Genomic DNA, 13835 nt, shown 5'->3' with positions numbered 1-13835 from the left:
CTCATGCCGCCATACTCCTTGCGCCATCGGTAGTAGGTCTGCTGCGTCACGCCAATCTGGCGAACGGCATCGGCAACCGAGCTGCCCTGACCTTGCAGCACTTCAACCTGCCGCAGCTTCAGCACGATCTCCTCGGGTTTGTCTCGCTTTCCAGCCATCGTTTGGTCCTCCTGAAAACGGGATAAAGCTATCCCAGTTGGTGGACCACTTCATTGGGGGCACTCCACGGTCCGGGGAATAGAACGGACTACAGGAACGCATCCGTCTCCGCGGCCTTCCGCTCGGCCACGAAGGCGTCCAGCGCTTCGCGAATGGCCGGGTCCATGGCCGGCGCCTGGTAATCTGCGAGCAATTTCCGGACCCTGACGCTGGCCAGCGCCTGCGTGTCGCGCGCGCCTTCCTCCTCCCAGGTCTCGAACGGCTTGTAGTCTAGCAGGTCCGACCGCCAGAAAGCGCCTTTGAAATTCCGCTGGGTATGGCCGCAACCGAGGTAATGGCCGCCCGGCCCGACCTCTCGAATCGCGTCGAGCGCCTGCGCCTCCTCGTCGATCTTCACGCCCTCGGCCAAGCGGTGCAACACGCCGAGCTGGTCGGCATCCATCACGAATTTCTCGTAGGAGGAAACCAACCCGCCTTCCAGCCAGCCACAGGCATGCAACATGAAGTTCACGCCCGACAGGAGCCCGGTATTGAGCGAGTTCGCCGATTCGTAGGCGGCCTGCGCATCGGGCAGCTTGGAGCCGTTGAATGCCCCCGCCGAGCGGTATGGCAGGCCAAGACGCCGCGCCAACTGACCGGCGCCATAGGTGATTTGCGCCGCTTCCGGCGTGCCAAAGGTCGGCGCGCCGGAATTCATGTCGATCGAGGTGACGAAAGCGCCCATGATCACCGGCGCGCCGGCGCGGATAAGCTGCGAATAGGCGACGCCCGCCAGCACCTCGGCCAGAACCTGCGTCAGTGTGCCGGCCACTGAAACCGGCGCCATCGCACCGCCGACGATGAAGGGCGAAATGATGCAGGCCTGATTCGCCGCGGCATAGATTTCCAACGCCCCCATCATCGTGGAATCGAAGGTGAGCGGCGAATTGATGTTGATGAGAGACGTCATCACCGTGCGCCCGTTCAGCCCACCGAACAGGATCTCGCACATATCGACCGAGTCGCGCGCCCGACTCGGCTCGGTCACCGAGCCCATGAAAGGCTTGTCCGACAGTGTCATATGCGCGTGCAGCATATCGAGATGGCGCTTGTTCACCGCGACATCGGTCGGCTCGCAAACCGTGCCGCCCGAATGGTGCAGCCATTTCGACATGTAGCCGAGCTTCACGAAATTGCGGAAATCCTCGATGGTCGCATAGCGCCGGCCGCCATCGGCACCGCGCACGAAGGGCGGACCATAAACAGGCGCCAGCACGAGGCTGCGCCCACCGATCTCCACGTCTCGGTCCGGGTTGCGGGCGTGTTGGGTGAACATGCCCGGTGCCGTCGCGCACAGCTTGCGCGCCAGCCCCCGCGGAATGCGCACGCGCTCGCCCGAGACATCCGCACCAGCCGCCTTCCAGCGCTCCAGCGCCGCAGGGTTCTCGACGAAGGCGACGCCGATCTCTTCCAGCACGGTCTCGGCGTTGTGCTCGATGATCTGAAGCGCTTCTTCGGACAGCAACTCCAGGTCGGGAATGTTGCGCTCGATGAAACGGGCACACTCGATCCTGATTGCCGTGCGCTCGGCTCGCCGTGCGGCACCGCCGCCCCCGCGTCCTCGCCTCCGTGTCGCCGCTTCCGTCATCTCACACTCCTCGTCCGGTCTTCGCCCTGATGGTTTAGCCCGGAGCGCTGCGCCATTCCGACGCGTTTTGCGGCACCTCGGGTGCGAAAGCGACATTGTGAGCCATTAACCGATGGTCACCACCAACGTGCCGGCGCGGTGCCGCGAGTCGAGCGCGGTATGGGCCGCGCGGATCTCGTCCAGCGGAAAAACCTGTTCGACCACCGGCCGCAATTTCCCTGCGCCAACCCAGCCCAGCAAGCTCTCCAGATCCTCGCGCTTGTCCAGGCTCACCCCCGTCACCATTTTCGGCCCGCGCCGCAGCCAGTTGGTCAAGGCCTGGAAAAGCACCGTCCAGTCCATGTTCAGCGCCACGAATCGTCCCTGCGCCGACAAGGCCCGGCGGCTGGCCTTGAGCGAACTCGCTCCGACGCAATCAATCACAATATCCCAATTCTTCCCGGATTCCGCGAAGTCCTCGTGGCGATAGTCAAAGACCCGCCCTGCGCCCAGTTCCCGCATCAGAGAGGCGTGTTCGGCGCGGCAGACCACATCGACCTCTGCTCCGAGTGCGCGGGCGATTTGCACCGCATGGACCCCGACCCCGCCCGAGGCGCCGACCACCAGCACGCGCTCTCCCGGCTGCAACCGGGCGAAATCCCGCAGGAAAACCAGCGCCGACAGGCCGCCAAAAGGCAGACTCGCCGCCTCTTCCGGCGACAGCGCTTCCGGACGTTCCAGGATCGCGCCATCCTCCGGCATGGCGACATATTCCGCGTGGGCCCCGGTCACGGAGAACCCGACCACCGCCTGCCCCACCTCGAAACGCTCGCTCCCTTGCCCGCGCGCAACGACCCGGCCGGCGAAACCACCACCCAGAACCGGTTTGCGTGGCCGGAAGATCCCGAACATCAGCCGCCCCGGCAGCGCGGTAAAGGATGGGAAGGCCGCAGCCCGCAAGCGCCAATCCGCGCTCGTTACCGCGGCCGCCTCGACCTTCACCAGAACCTCTCCCGGACCCGGCTCCGGCCGCGCCACCTTTTCCACCGTGACCACTTCCGGCCCGCCATATCGCCGATATACCGCCGCCTTCATCATCTTCGCTCCACCTTTGCTGTTGCCCGGAAACTAGCGCTTTCAAGCCATGCAATGAATTGACCAAACTTGCGCCTCTGTTATGCATATTTGCATGGATTGGCGTTCTGTGAAATTCGACTGGAACCGGGCCCGGGCCTTCCTCGTCACCGCCGAGGAGGGCTCCCTCTCGGCAGCCTCCCGCGCGCTCGGCCAGGCCCAGCCAACGCTCGGGCGACAGGTTTCCGCACTCGAGGACGAGCTTGGCGTGGCACTGTTCGAACGTAACCGGCGCGGCCTCACCCTCACCCCGGCCGGGCTGGAGCTGCTGGAGCATGTCCGCAGGATGGGAGACGCCGCTACACGGGTCTCCCTCGCCGCAGCCGGCCAGTCGCAACAGATCGAAGGCGACATCTGCCTGACCGCCTCCGATATCTACGCCGCCTACCTGCTCCCGCCCATCGTCGCCCACATCCGTCGCGCCCATCCCGGCATCCGGGTGGAGATCCGCGCAACCAACGACCTCGCCGATCTGCGCCGCCGTGAAGCCGATATCGCCATACGCAACGCCCGGCCCGACGACCCGGCCCTCATAGCCCGTAAGCTCCGCGACGACACCGCCCGCCTCTACGCAACCCCCGGATACCTCGCCACGCTCCCCTCCCCGATGACGCCGGAAACCCTCAAACAGGCCCAGTTCGTCGGCTGGGATCACGGTCCGAGCTATCGCGAACAACTCGCCGGCGTCGGGCTGGAACTCGAAGCAGACAACTTCCCGCTCATCACCGCCGACCACGTCGTCCAGTGGCAGCTCGTCAAGCAAGGCCTCGCCATCGGGATCGTCCCCACCGCGCTCGGCGACAGCGACCCGACCGTCCAGCGGGTGCTGCCCGATGCACCGCCCATCACCTTCCCGATCTGGCTTGTCGCCCATCGCGACCTCGCCACCTCCCGCCGCATCCGCACCGTCTTCGGCATTCTCGCCGAAACGCTCTCCAAAACTTGAAAGGCGCCTTCTTCTGACCGGAAATATCCTCGGGGGAAGCCTGCCCCCGGCAGGCGGGGGGCAGACAGCCCCCCAACCCGCTCTGAACCCTTGCGTCCGGCCCCGGAGAAATCTACTCAGGCGCCATGACCAGCCAGATTCATGACCGCCTCCTGATCATCGACTTCGGAAGCCAGGTAACGCAGCTTATCGCCCGTCGCCTGCGCGAGTTGAATGTCTATTGCGAGATCCACCCCTACCAGAAAGTGGACGCCGCGTTCATCCGCGAGATGGCCCCCAGGGCCGTGATCCTCTCGGGCGGCCCCGACAGCGTCACCCGCGACGGCTCGCCGCGCGCGCCGCAGGAAATCTTCGAGATGGGCCTGCCCATCCTCGGCATCTGCTACGGCCAGCAAGTGATGATGCACCAACTCGGTGGAAAGGTGGAAAGCGGCCATGGCACAGCCGAGTTCGGCCGCGCCTATGTCACCCCGACAGAGGCCAAGCTCGACATTCTCAAGGGCTGGTTCACGCAAGGGCGCGAGCAGGTCTGGATGTCCCATGGCGACCATGTGAGCGAGATCGCACCGGGCTTCGAGGTCTATGGCACCTCGCCCAACGCCCCCTTCGCCATCACCGCCGATGCCTCACGTCATTTCTATGCCGTGCAGTTCCACCCGGAAGTCCACCACACCCCCAACGGCGCGAAACTCTACGAGAATTTCGTGAAGCTGGCCGGTTTTCAGGGCGACTGGACCATGGGCGCCTATCGCGAGGAAGCGATCGCGCGCATCCGCGAACAAGTCGGCGACAAGAAGGTCATCTGCGGCCTGTCCGGCGGCGTGGACAGCTCCGTCACCGCGATCCTGCTGCACGAGGCCATCGGCGACCAGCTCACCTGCGTCTTCGTCGATCACGGCCTGCTGCGCAAGAACGAGTCCGAAGAGGTCGTGGCCATGTTCCGCGACAACTATAATATCCAGCTCATCCACGCCGACGAGAGCGACCTCTTCCTCGGTGAGCTGGACGGCCAGTCCGACCCGGAGACCAAGCGCAAGATCATCGGCAAGCTCTTCATCGACGTGTTCCAGAAACATGCCGACACGATCGAGGGCGCAGAGTTCCTCGCCCAAGGCACGCTCTACCCGGACGTGATCGAGTCGGTCAGCTTCTCCGGCGGCCCCTCGGTCACGATCAAGTCGCACCACAATGTCGGCGGACTGCCCGAGAAGATGGGCCTGAAGCTGGTCGAACCGTTGCGCGAGCTGTTCAAGGACGAGGTCCGCGCGCTTGGACGCGAGCTTGGCCTGCCGCAAAGCTTCATCGGCCGCCATCCCTTCCCCGGCCCTGGCCTCGCGATCCGCTGCCCCGGCGAGATCACCCGGCCCAAGCTCGACATCCTGCGCGAGGCCGATGCCGTCTATATAGACCAGATCCGCAAGCACGGGCTCTATGACGAGATCTGGCAGGCATTCGTCGCCATCCTCCCGGTCCGCACCGTCGGCGTAATGGGCGACGGGCGCACCTATGACTATGCCTGCGCCTTGCGCGCGGTGACGAGCGTCGATGGCATGACCGCCGATTACTACCCGTTCAGCCATGAATTCCTCGGCGAAACCGCCACGCGGATCATCAACGAAGTGCCGGGAATCAACCGCGTCACGTATGACATCACCTCCAAACCTCCGGGGACCATCGAATGGGAATAACAGTCACAGGCTATATCGACGTGCCGGAAGACCGCCGCGCCGTTGTCGCGCCCGCATTCGAAGAGCATAAGCGCCTGAGCCTGCTGGAGCCCGGCTGCGAGAAATTCGAGCTGACCGAAGACAACGCAGTGTCCGGCCGCTTCCATGTCAGCGAGTGCTACACCGACGCCGAAGCCCTCGAAGCCCACAAGGTCCGCGCCGCCGCATCCGACTGGGCGCGCATCAGCGAAGGCCTGCCGCGCAATCTCGAGTTCCTGGAAGACTGATCCCGTGCCAACCGATCCCAGGTTGCCCTCCGAAAAGAGCGTTGGGCTTGGCAACCCGCATTTCGTCTATTTCTTCGACGAGGGTTTCGCACCCTGCTCGATGGTCTCCATCCATTCCGTGCTGGCCCGAACCCCGGGACCCGTCCGGCTCACTTTGCACCCGAGTTTCGAGAGCAAATGGCTCGCGCCGGATGTCGCGGCACTCTCCGATGCTTTTCCTGCCGCCCAGATCGCTGTGTGGCAGGTGGACCTCGCCCCGTGGCGCCACCTTCCGCGCGGGCGGTTGCCGCTGGCGGCGCGCTCCCGGCTCTTGCTTCCGTCGATCCATTCCGGACGGGTTCTCTATCTCGACGGCGACGCGCTCGCCCGACGGGACCTGACACCGCTCTGGAAAACGGATCTTGAGGGCAACTGCATCGGCGCCGCGCTCGCGCCGGGCGTGCAAGCCATTTTGGAGCGATATGAACGCTCCCGCTCGCCCGAAGCCCGCAAGGCCGGCGAGAAGACCCTCGCGCGTGGCGAGAAGCTCGACGGGATCGCCATGCGCCGCTATTTCAATTCCGGCGTGATGCTGCTCGACCTCGATGCCATCACGGCCAAGGGGCTTGACGCTCGGATGATGGATATCGAAGCGACTGCCCGCTACACATCGCGCGATCAGGACTGGCTCAACATGGTCTTTCGCGACGAGACCTTCGTGCTCGACCCGACCTGGAACTCAGGCTGGGGCAACCCGCGCACGGACCGCCCCTATGTCTCGCCCGAGCTGCGCGCGCATTTCCGGCAGAGCCGTGAAGATCCAGCCATAATCCATTATACCGGCTTCGAAAAACCGTGGTCGAGCCGACGCCCGCCTTTCAAGCTCCACATGCTGACCAAGCCTCTGGAACGTCGCCTGCGCGCCCGTTACTGGGCGCAATTCCAGGCCGAACGCGACGCGACCGAAGCCGTTCTGGGGCGCGCGCTCTGGCCATGACCGAAGCTCATCCACTACGCGCGGGCCTCTGGATGGCCGGGGCGATTTCCTCCTTTTCGCTGATGGCGGTGGCCGGACGGGCGGTCTCGTTCGAGCATGACACGTTCGAGATCCTCTTCTACCGCTCCATCGTCAGCTTCCTGATCGTGGTGATCGTCGGCACGGCCACCGGCGCCATCCGGCAGGTCAACACGCGCAACATGCGCCTGCACCTGGTACGGAATGTCTTTCATTTCACCGGACAGAACCTGTGGTTCTTCGCGCTGGCGCTGATTCCAATGGCGCAGGTGATCGCGCTGGAATTTACCTCGCCGATCTGGGTGGCGCTGCTGGCGCCGCTGGTGCTTGGCGAAACATTTACCAAGCGCGGGGCATTCGCGGCGATTGTCGGCTTTGTCGGCGTGCTCGTGGTGGTGCGCCCGCAGATCGGCGGGCTCTCCCCGGCGATGATCGCCGCCGCCGCCTCGGCCATCGGCTTTGCCGGCTCCGCGCTCTTCACCCGCAAGCTCACCCGCACCGCGACCATCACCTGCATCATGTTCTGGCTCACCGTCATGCAGGCCGTCATGGGATTTCTTTGTGCCGGCATCGACGGTCAGATCGCCCTGCCCTCCGCGCAGGCGGTGCCATGGCTGGCATTGATCGGGCTGACCGGCCTGTCGGCCCATTTCTGCCTATCGACCGCCCTGTCGCTCGCCCCGGCCTCTATCGTGATGCCGATGGATTTCCTGCGGCTGCCGGTCTTGGCTCTGATCGGGCTGCTTTTCTACAACGAGTCGGTCGATGCGCTGGTGATTCTCGGAGCAGGGATAATCTTCTGTGCAAACTGGCTGAATCTCCGGCCACGCCGTTGATTCGTTCGGTTTCGCGCGCAGCCGGTAAGGTTACGTTAAGTCACTTGTGTTCCGATTGACGCAACATCCTCTTCTGGTGCACGTGACCTAGCGTAAAAATTGACCCGCTTGAAAACCGCTTCATAGGATCCGTGACACAAATCACAAAACGACAGCGGCGTGTACGGGCGCGCCGCCAACTGAACGAACACGAGGGAAGAAACATCATGAAAACATGGGTGACGACTGTGTCGCTTTTTGCGCTCACAGCCGGAGGAGCTGTTGCCGGAGGCCTGGACAGGACCGGACAACCGATCCAGGCCTTGTTTGAATCGGGCGGGGAAAACGGCAATTATGCCGAGCTCGGTTTTGCCAAGACTTTCGTCAATCTCGACGGCACTGGCGTCGGCATTGATTCCTACAGCGCGATCGATCCGTCCCTGAACGTGCCTGGCGGCACGGGCTACAGCAATGTCGGCAACGATTTCAGCAGTTTCGGCGCAGCGCTGAAGCTCAAATTCACCGAGAAGTGGTCCGGTGCGATCATCATCGAGAACCCGTACGGGGCCGATGTGTCCTATTCGGGCGACCCGATGACCACCGAGCTTGGCGGCACCAGCGCGCTTGCAGAAACCACCTCGGCGACCTTTTACCTGCGCTACAAGTTCGACGACAACTGGAGCGCCCATGGTGGCTTGCGCCTGCAGAAGGCCAGCGGCGACATCACCCTGTCCGGACGCTCCTACGGGCTGACCGAGCAAGCCGCCAGGGCCGCGGCCTACCAGGCGGCACTGGCCGGCTATCCGAGCTCGGTTGTCTCCAAGCTGGCCGGCACGGCGAGTGGCTATTCGGTCGAGCTCGAGGAAGACTGGGCGCTCGGTTACGTGCTCGGCGCCTCCTACGAGATCCCCTCCATCGCCGCGCGCATCTCTTTGACATACAACTCGGAAATCGAGCACGAGATGGCGACCACCGAGAGCGGCCCGACCGTGCTGGTCGGCGTCGATCCGTCGACCGGCGCGCCGATTGCCGTTCCCGTATATGACGGCGAGTCGACGACCAAGGTGAAGACCCCGCAATCGGTCAATCTTGAGTTCCGCACCGGCATCGCATCCGACACGCTGCTCTTCGGCTCGGTCCGCTGGGTGGACTGGAGCGCCTTCCGCATCGATCCCAAGAACTTCATGGAAGTGACCGGCAGCGGCCTGGTCGACCTCGAGGACACCACGACCTATGCCATCGGAATCGGGCGCAAGTTCACCGAGGAATGGGCCGCCTCCATAGCCGTCAGCTACGAGGCGGCGGGCGATGACATGGTCTCGCCGCTGGCCCCCACGACCGGCCTTTGGGCGGTCGCGGTCGGTGCTTCCTATGACATGGGCAACATGACGATCACTGGCGGCGTGCGCCATTCCTGGCTGGGCGATGCCAATGCCGAAACCGGCACGCCGGACACGACCCGCGCCATTTTCGAAAGCAATTCGGGCACTTCGGTCGGCCTGCGGATCGGCTACGATTTCTGATCCCTGCAATACCGGAAAATGCGAAGCCCCGTCCCCAGTGGCGGGGCTTCGGTCTTTTTGACGACAGCCGCCCGCGCGGCTTCGGCGTATCTCCGCGTCTCGCAACGTCTTGATGCTAGCCGGTGTCGTCTCCATGTCGTATAGACTTGAGTAGGTGAGGCGAAAGGGGCAACCCCATGCGAATCCTTGTTTCTGTCATGCTGGCGGTTGCTGTCATGGTGGCGTTGGTAGTTGGTATCACTTTGGCGGGAGCGGCGCTGGCCGGCTCAGCGAGCAAGGCCTTTGACCAGGGCCCGATGAAAAGCGGACTGATCCCGCGGATTGCCTTCATCCTGCTCTGGGTGCTGATCTTCGGCATCTCCCTCGGCATGATCGGAGCGTCGTAATGGCACAACGTTATGGCGGAAAATTCTCCCCCGACGGCAACTCCGGCGCCAACCCGCAAACCGGACCCGCCCCGACCGGGCGCACGGTAACCTCCGCAGCCGCCCGCAAACGTGGCGCGGCGCGGGTGAACCTGCTCTATCTTGCCCCCGTCCCGCTGCTCTTTCGCGCGTTCGGACAGGATGCCATCGGCATGGCGGTGGATCTCGCCGCGGCCGCGGTTCTGGTCTTCGGCGTGTTCACGCTCTCCGAAGGTCTCAAGGCCGAGGCGGCTTTCGAGGAGCGCAAGGTGGCCCGCCGTCCGGCCCTGCCGCGCAAGATCATCGCCGCTGCCCTTGCCGGGCTCGGCGTCTTTCTCGCCGCCTTTTCGCCCCATGACAGCAGCCTGTTTCAGCCGCTCGTCTATGGTGTGATCGCGCTGGTGCTGCACCTGGCCGCCTTCGGGCTCGACCCGCTGGCCGACAAGAACGTGGAGGGCGTGGACCAGTTCCAGCAGGATCGCGTGGCCCGCGTGGTCGACGAGGCGGAGGATCAACTCGACCGCATGGGCGCGGCCATTCTGCGCGCGGGCGACCGCCAGCTTGAGCGCCGCGTCGAGACCTTCCAGGCCACCGCGCGCCACATGTGCCGCACGGTCGAGGAGGACCCGCGCGACCTGACCGCCGCGCGCAAGTTCCTCGTGGTCTATCTACAGGGAGCGGCCGAGGCGACGGTCAAGTTCGCCGATCTCTATGCCCGCCGCCGCGACCCGGAGGCGCGCGCGGGTTACACCGCGCTTCTGGACGATCTGGAACGCAATTTCACAGCCAAGACCGAGACGTTGATGGAGTCCGACCGCAGCGCGCTCGACGTGGAAATCGAGGTGCTGCGCGATCGGCTGAAGCGCGAAGGCGTCAGGATGGATTGACTCAAGGTTTGCAGGGAATTTCAGGAGGAAACAGGATATGTCGCAAGAGATCCAGGCCAAGGCCACCGAGGTCGAAACCCAGGTGAAGGAAGTTACCGAAGTGCAATTGCCCGAGCCCGCCCCGGCGGCCAATATCGTGCCGCTGGCGGAAGCCGACGAAATGCTTGGCGGCGAGATCCGCAAGCGGATGGCCGAGATAGACATGGGAGACACCAATTCCATCGTCTCCTTCGGCTCCACCGCGCAGGCCGAGCTGCAGGAAATCTCGCAGGCCATGCTGGCCGATGTGAAGAATAAGGATGTCGGTCCCGCGGGCGACAGCCTGCGCGACATCGTCGGCACCATTCGTGGCTTCTCGGTCGACGAGCTGGACCCGAACCGCAAGCGGAGCTGGTGGGAAAGGCTGCTGGGCAAGGCCGAGCCGATTGCCGGTTTCATGGCCAAGTACGAGGATGTGCAGGGCCAGATCGACAAGATCACCAACGACCTGCTCGGCCATGAGCATACGCTGCTGAAAGACATCAAGTCGCTCGACATGCTCTATGACAAGACGCTGGCTTTCTATGACGAGCTGGCGCTCTACATCTCGGCGGGCGAGGCCAAGTTGGACGACTTGGACGGGCAGACCATTCCCGCCAAGGAATCCGAGGTTCAGGCCGCGCCCGAAGGCGAGCAGGTGATGAAGGCGCAAGAGCTGCGCGACCTGCGTGCCGCGCGTGACGACCTCGAGCGCCGGGTGCATGACCTCAAGCTGACACGGCAGGTCACTATGCAATCCCTGCCCTCGATCCGGCTGGTGCAGGAGAACGACAAGTCGCTGGTCACCAAGATCAACTCGACGCTGGTCAACACCGTGCCGCTCTGGGAGACGCAGCTGGCGCAGGCGATCACCATCCAGCGCTCCGCCGATGCGGCGCAGGCCGTGCAGAGCGCCAATGACCTGACCAACGAGCTGCTCACCGCCAATGCCAAGAACCTGCGCGAGACCAACAAGACGGTCCGCGAACAGATGGAACGCGGTGTCTTCGATATCGAGGCGGTGAAGCAGGCCAATGCGGACCTGATCGCCACGATCAACGAAAGCCTGCAGATCGCCGACGAGGGCAAGGCCAAGCGCGCCGCAGCCGAGGAAGAACTGATCAAGATGGAACACGAGCTGCGCGACACGCTCGCCTCGGCCAAGGCCCGCAAGACCGGGCTCGGAGATACCACCTCCACCTCGGTTCCGGCGAACTGATCCGTGGACGGGGCGCGGGAAGGGTTCAATTTGCGGATCGGCGCGAGGGCCGGCATGCTGGCGGCGGCGCTGGCGGCGCTGTCTGCCTGCGACCTGCCCGCGCCGGTCTATGACGCCGGACCCGGCGCCCCCGCCGCGCCCGAAACTGCCCTGCCCGCGCTGCCGAGCGAGCGCTCGCAAACCTCGCTGGACCTGGAGCGCCACTATGCCCGGGTTCAGGCAGACTTGCTCGGCCAGGGACTGTTGCGCACTGATGGCGGCGGGCCCGATACGCCTTTTGCCGCCCATAACCTGACCAGCAATTTCGTCCGTATCGCGCTCTACGACGAATATGTCTCCCGTGGCGGCCAGCTTGTCGCGCAGCAAACGGTCAGCCGCCTGCGCCGGTGGGAAAGCCCCGTGCGCCTGCAGGTGCATTTCGGTGCCACCGTGCCGCCAGACCAGCAAATACAGGACAACAACTCCGTCATCGCCTATGCCCGCCGCCTGCGCAACGCGACCGGCCACCCGATCTCGACCACCTCGGCCAACGGCAATTTCCACGTGCTGATCCTGCACGAGGACGAGCGGCGTTATTACGGCCCCTACCTGGAACAGCTGGTTCCCGGCATCGGCGACACCGCCATTCGCACCGTCGAGACCATGCCGCGCGAGACCTTCTGCCTTGTCTTCGCCTTCTCGCGGGGCGACGACCCGTCCTATACGCGCGCCGTGGCCGTGATCCGGGCCGAACATCCGGATCTTTTGCGGCTTTCGTGCATTCACGAGGAGCTGGCTCAGGGGCTTGGCCTTGCCAATGACAGCCCCGACGCCCGCCCCTCGATCTTCAACGACGACGAGGAATTCGCCCTGTTGACCACGCATGACGAGCTTCTCCTCCGCATCCTCTATGACCGCCGGTTGCAGGCCGGCATGGACGCCACCGCTGCCCGCCCCATCGTGAACGAGGTTGCGCGCGAGCTGATGGGCGGCGAAAGTTAGACAGTTTCAGACATGGGAGTGCCGACCAAATGGGTATCCTCGATTTTCTTTCCGGCCAGTTCATCGACGTCATCCACTGGACCGACGACACCCGCGACACGCTGGTCTGGCGCTTCGAGCGCGAAGGCCACGAGATCAAGTACGGCGCCAAGCTGACCGTGCGCGAGGGCCAGTCGGCGGTCTTCATCCACGAAGGCCAGATGGCCGACGTGTTCACCCCCGGTCTCTACATGCTCGAGACCAACAACATGCCGATCATGACCTCGCTGCAGCACTGGGATCACGGCTTCCAGTCGCCCTTCAAGAGCGAGATCTATTTCGTCAACACCAACCGTTTCACGGACCTCAAATGGGGCACCAAGAATCCGGTCATGCTGCGCGACCCGGAATTCGGCCCCACCCGCATCCGGGCGTTTGGCACCTACACGATCAAGGTCACGGACCCGGCGAAATTCATGACCGAGATCGTCGGCACCGATGGCGAGTTCACCACCGACGAGATCACCTTCCAGATCCGCAACATCATCGTGCAGGAAAGCTCCCGCGTGATGGCCGCCTCCGGCATCCCGGTTCTGGACATGGCCGCGAACACCGCCGACATGGGCAAGCTGATTGCCACGACCGTCTCCGGAGTGCTCGCCGAGTACGGCCTGACCATGCCGGAATTCTACATTGAAAACATCTCCTTGCCGCCCGCAGTTGAAGCCGCACTGGACAAACGGACCTCGATGGGTCTCGCGGGTGATCTCGGCAAGTTCACCCAGTATTCCGCCGCCGAGGCAATGACAGCTGCGGCCCAGAACCCCGCCGGTGGTGGCGGCATGGGCGCGGGGCTCGGCATGGGAATGGGCATGGCGATGGCCAACCAGATGGCCAACCCGCAGGGCTACCAGGCCGGCCCCTGGGGCGCGACCCCGCAACAGGCCCAGCCCGCTCCAGCCGCCGCCCAGCCTGCGCCTCCGCCACCGCCCCCCGTCGAACATGTCTGGCACATCGCCAGGGACGGCCAGACCTCCGGCCCCTTCTCCAAGGCCGATATGGGGCGCCAGGCCGCCAGCGGCGAGCTGACCCGCGACACGCATGTCTGGACCCCGGGCCAGGATGGCTGGATGAAGGCGGGCGATGTTCAGGAACTGGCCCAGCTCTTCACCATCCTGCCCCCGCCGCCGCCCCCCGGCGTGTAACCGCGGAGCCA

General features: G+C 64.4%; 14 protein-coding genes. 11 read left to right on the top strand and 3 right to left on the bottom strand.

What is annotated here, in order from left to right; genetic code table 11:
• The 3 genes from BLR85_RS28385 to BLR85_RS02990 all read right to left on the bottom strand — a co-directional run.
• Window positions 1-158: transposase (locus tag BLR85_RS28385; protein WP_139188291.1), on the bottom strand; the 158-nt coding region annotated here is incomplete at its 3' end.
• Window positions 159-247: 89 nt separating this feature from the next.
• Window positions 248-1786, bottom strand: coding sequence for a trimethylamine methyltransferase family protein (locus BLR85_RS02995; protein ID WP_093149137.1), 1539 nt, complete (start codon window positions 1784-1786; stop codon window positions 248-250).
• Window positions 1787-1891: 105 nt separating this feature from the next.
• A complete protein-coding gene (locus BLR85_RS02990) occupies window positions 1892-2860 on the bottom strand; it encodes an NAD(P)-dependent alcohol dehydrogenase (protein ID WP_170844438.1) in 969 nt (322 codons plus the stop codon).
• A 94-nt stretch (window positions 2861-2954) separates the two neighbouring features.
• Here BLR85_RS02990 and BLR85_RS02985 point away from each other — a divergent pair, with 94 nt between their 5' ends.
• The 11 genes from BLR85_RS02985 (at window position 2955) to BLR85_RS02935 (ending at window position 13824) form a co-directional block, all read left to right on the top strand.
• Complete coding sequence (locus BLR85_RS02985; protein WP_170844437.1) at window positions 2955-3845, top strand: LysR family transcriptional regulator; 891 nt, start codon at window positions 2955-2957, stop codon at window positions 3843-3845.
• A gap of 125 nt (window positions 3846-3970) precedes the next feature.
• Window positions 3971-5533, top strand: a complete 1563-nt coding sequence (gene guaA, locus BLR85_RS02980; RefSeq protein ID WP_093149125.1) for a glutamine-hydrolyzing GMP synthase — start codon at window positions 3971-3973, stop codon at window positions 5531-5533.
• Window positions 5524-5799, top strand: a complete 276-nt coding sequence (locus BLR85_RS02975; protein ID WP_093149121.1) for a putative quinol monooxygenase — start codon at window positions 5524-5526, stop codon at window positions 5797-5799. The genes guaA and BLR85_RS02975 overlap by 10 nt, the downstream gene beginning before the upstream one ends.
• A 4-nt stretch (window positions 5800-5803) precedes the next feature.
• Complete coding sequence (locus BLR85_RS02970; RefSeq protein ID WP_170844436.1) at window positions 5804-6775, top strand: glycosyltransferase family 8 protein; 972 nt, start codon at window positions 5804-5806, stop codon at window positions 6773-6775.
• On the top strand, window positions 6772-7629 hold the full coding sequence (locus BLR85_RS02965; protein WP_093149112.1) for a DMT family transporter: 858 nt from the start codon (window positions 6772-6774) through the stop codon (window positions 7627-7629). The genes BLR85_RS02970 and BLR85_RS02965 overlap by 4 nt, the downstream gene beginning before the upstream one ends.
• Window positions 7630-7835: 206 nt before the next feature.
• The gene (locus tag BLR85_RS02960; protein ID WP_093149108.1) at window positions 7836-9131 is read left to right on the top strand and encodes an OmpP1/FadL family transporter; all 1296 of its coding nucleotides are present in this window, start codon (window positions 7836-7838) and stop codon (window positions 9129-9131) included.
• 176 nt (window positions 9132-9307) lie between these two features.
• Window positions 9308-9517, top strand: coding sequence for a hypothetical protein (locus BLR85_RS02955; protein ID WP_093149104.1), 210 nt, complete (start codon window positions 9308-9310; stop codon window positions 9515-9517).
• Window positions 9517-10422, top strand: a complete 906-nt coding sequence (locus BLR85_RS02950) for a 5-bromo-4-chloroindolyl phosphate hydrolysis family protein (protein WP_093149100.1) — start codon at window positions 9517-9519, stop codon at window positions 10420-10422. Before BLR85_RS02955 ends, BLR85_RS02950 begins: the two co-directional genes overlap by 1 nt.
• Window positions 10423-10459: 37 nt before the next feature.
• Window positions 10460-11659: a toxic anion resistance protein gene (locus BLR85_RS02945; RefSeq protein WP_093149095.1), complete on the top strand. Its 1200-nt coding sequence runs from the start codon at window positions 10460-10462 to the stop codon at window positions 11657-11659.
• 54 nt (window positions 11660-11713) lie between these two features.
• The gene (locus BLR85_RS02940) at window positions 11714-12640 is read left to right on the top strand and encodes a DUF2927 domain-containing protein (RefSeq protein WP_093149209.1); all 927 of its coding nucleotides are present in this window, start codon (window positions 11714-11716) and stop codon (window positions 12638-12640) included.
• 29 nt (window positions 12641-12669) lie between these two features.
• The gene (locus BLR85_RS02935) at window positions 12670-13824 is read left to right on the top strand and encodes an SPFH domain-containing protein (RefSeq protein ID WP_093149091.1); all 1155 of its coding nucleotides are present in this window, start codon (window positions 12670-12672) and stop codon (window positions 13822-13824) included.
• Window positions 13825-13835: the final 11 nt, after the last annotated feature.

It is taken from the genome of Aliiruegeria lutimaris, from assembly GCF_900099935.1.
GTDB lineage: Bacteria > Pseudomonadota > Alphaproteobacteria > Rhodobacterales > Rhodobacteraceae > Tropicimonas > Tropicimonas lutimaris.
Note: the sequence above shows the minus strand (reverse complement) of the source record. Positions and strands in the feature narration are given on the sequence as shown.

Coding starts and splice junctions, on each gene's coding strand:
- BLR85_RS02950 (WP_093149100.1), top strand. CDS start 9,517: ATGGCACAACGTTATGGCGGAAAATTCTCCCCCGACGGCAACTCCGGC.
- BLR85_RS02945 (WP_093149095.1), top strand. CDS start 10,460: ATGTCGCAAGAGATCCAGGCCAAGGCCACCGAGGTCGAAACCCAGGTG.
- BLR85_RS02990 (WP_170844438.1), bottom strand. CDS start 2,860: ATGAAGGCGGCGGTATATCGGCGATATGGCGGGCCGGAAGTGGTCACG.
- BLR85_RS02955 (WP_093149104.1), top strand. CDS start 9,308: ATGCGAATCCTTGTTTCTGTCATGCTGGCGGTTGCTGTCATGGTGGCG.
- BLR85_RS02960 (WP_093149108.1), top strand. CDS start 7,836: ATGAAAACATGGGTGACGACTGTGTCGCTTTTTGCGCTCACAGCCGGA.
- BLR85_RS02985 (WP_170844437.1), top strand. CDS start 2,955: ATGGATTGGCGTTCTGTGAAATTCGACTGGAACCGGGCCCGGGCCTTC.
- BLR85_RS02975 (WP_093149121.1), top strand. CDS start 5,524: ATGGGAATAACAGTCACAGGCTATATCGACGTGCCGGAAGACCGCCGC.
- BLR85_RS02935 (WP_093149091.1), top strand. CDS start 12,670: ATGGGTATCCTCGATTTTCTTTCCGGCCAGTTCATCGACGTCATCCAC.
- BLR85_RS02940 (WP_093149209.1), top strand. CDS start 11,714: ATGCTGGCGGCGGCGCTGGCGGCGCTGTCTGCCTGCGACCTGCCCGCG.
- guaA (WP_093149125.1), top strand. CDS start 3,971: ATGACCAGCCAGATTCATGACCGCCTCCTGATCATCGACTTCGGAAGC.
- BLR85_RS02995 (WP_093149137.1), bottom strand. CDS start 1,786: ATGACGGAAGCGGCGACACGGAGGCGAGGACGCGGGGGCGGCGGTGCC.
- BLR85_RS02965 (WP_093149112.1), top strand. CDS start 6,772: ATGACCGAAGCTCATCCACTACGCGCGGGCCTCTGGATGGCCGGGGCG.